Source organism: Frankia sp. KB5 (assembly GCF_002099325.1).
In the GTDB taxonomy this organism is placed as follows: Bacteria; Actinomycetota; Actinomycetes; order Frankiales; family Frankiaceae; genus Frankia; species Frankia casuarinae.
The window spans coordinates 1-1,442 of sequence record NZ_MRUJ01000163.1 but is presented as its reverse complement, the minus strand read 5'-3'; the positions used below and the strand labels follow the sequence as shown (position 1 = coordinate 1,442).

The following is a 1,442-nucleotide window of genomic DNA, read 5'->3' as shown; positions in this document are numbered from 1 at the left end:
GCCAGCCGGGCGGCCCGGCTAGCGGGGTAGACGCCGAAGGCGATACCGATGGCGACGGCCACGGCGATCGCGCCGAGCACCGCCCACCACACGATCGCCACCGGGTTGTCGATGAAGTGCGGCAGCACCAGGGCGCCGGTGATGCCCAACAGCGCGCCGACCACCCCGCCGGCGAAGCTGAGCACGGACGCCTCGGCCAGGAACTGGCGTCGGATCGCCGCCGGTGGTGCGCCCAACGCCTWGCGCAGCCCGATCTCGCGGGTGCGCTCGGTCACCGAGACCAGCATGATGTTCATCACGCCGATCCCGCCGACCAGCAGGGACAGTGCCGCGATGCCGGCCAGCAGCACGGTGAGGGTCTTGCTCACCGAGGTCGCGGTGTCCAGCAGCGACTGCTGGCTGGTGATCGTGAAGTCGGCGCTGGCCGGGTTGGCGATGCCGTGCTGGTTCAGCAGCAGGTCGGTCGCCTCCTGATAGGCCGCTGAGAGCGTGGACGACGAACGTGCCTCGATGTAGATCGAGGAGACCGAGGTGCGGGTCGTCCCGCCGAACAGTCGGCTCGCCGCGGTGGACAGCGGCACGACCGCCTGGTCGTCGAGGTTGCTCGTGGTGTTCGAACCGGCCGGATCGAGCACCCCGACCACCGTGAACGGAATGTTGTTGATCGTCACGCTCTGGTCGACCGGGTCGCGTCGGCCGAACAACTGCTCGGCGGTGTCCGAGGCGAGGACGGTCACCGCCGCCGACTGGGCGTCGTCCGTGGTGGTGAGGAAACGGCCCTCGGCGAGGGTGCGGTTGCGCACCGGGCGCCAGGCCGCAGTCGTGCCGACCACCGTCGTCGTCCAGTTCGTGGCCCCGTTCACCAGCGTCAGTTGGCCCTGCTTGACCGGGGCGACCCCGACGATGTCCGGTGTGGAGACCGGTGACGACAATGCGGCCGCGTCCGTCATGGTCAGCGTCGAGGCGGAGCCGAACCCGCCGCGCAGGCCGGTGGTGGGGCTCGTCGAGCTGCCTGGCGAGACGATGAGCAGGTTGCTGCCCAGGGCACTGATCTGCGATCCGACCTTGTTCTGCGTGCCGACGCCGAGGCCCACGGTGAGCACCACCGCGGCGATCCCGATCAGGATGCCCAGCACAGTCAGCCCGGAGCGCAGCCGGTGCGTGCGGATCGCGTCCCACCCGGTGCGCAGCGTCTCCAGCCAGCCCATCAGGATGCCGCCGTGTCGGACTCGACCAGGCCGTCCCGGATCCGCACGACCCGGTGCGCCCGGGCCGCCACGTCCAGCTCATGAGTGATCAGGACGATCGTCCGGCCCTGCTGGTGCAGCTCGTCGAGGAGGTCCAGCACGTCACCGGTGGCGGTGGAGTCCAGGTTTCCGGTCGGCTCGTCGGCCAGGATGAGCGACGGGTCGCCGACCAGCGCCCGGGCCATCGCGACGCGT

Annotated in this window: 1 protein-coding gene and 1 pseudogene; both read right to left on the bottom strand. The window is 70.5% G+C overall.

The genetic code is table 11. The annotated features are described in order from the left end of the window. The coding region (locus KBI5_RS16175; protein WP_085015705.1) for an ABC transporter permease at nt 1-1,208 on the bottom strand (1,208 nt) is incomplete at its 3' end. Beyond that, nucleotides 1,208-1,442 (bottom strand): annotated as a pseudogene (locus KBI5_RS16170) (ABC transporter ATP-binding protein); the annotation flags it as partial. The pseudogene KBI5_RS16170 and the gene KBI5_RS16175, both read right to left, overlap by 1 nt.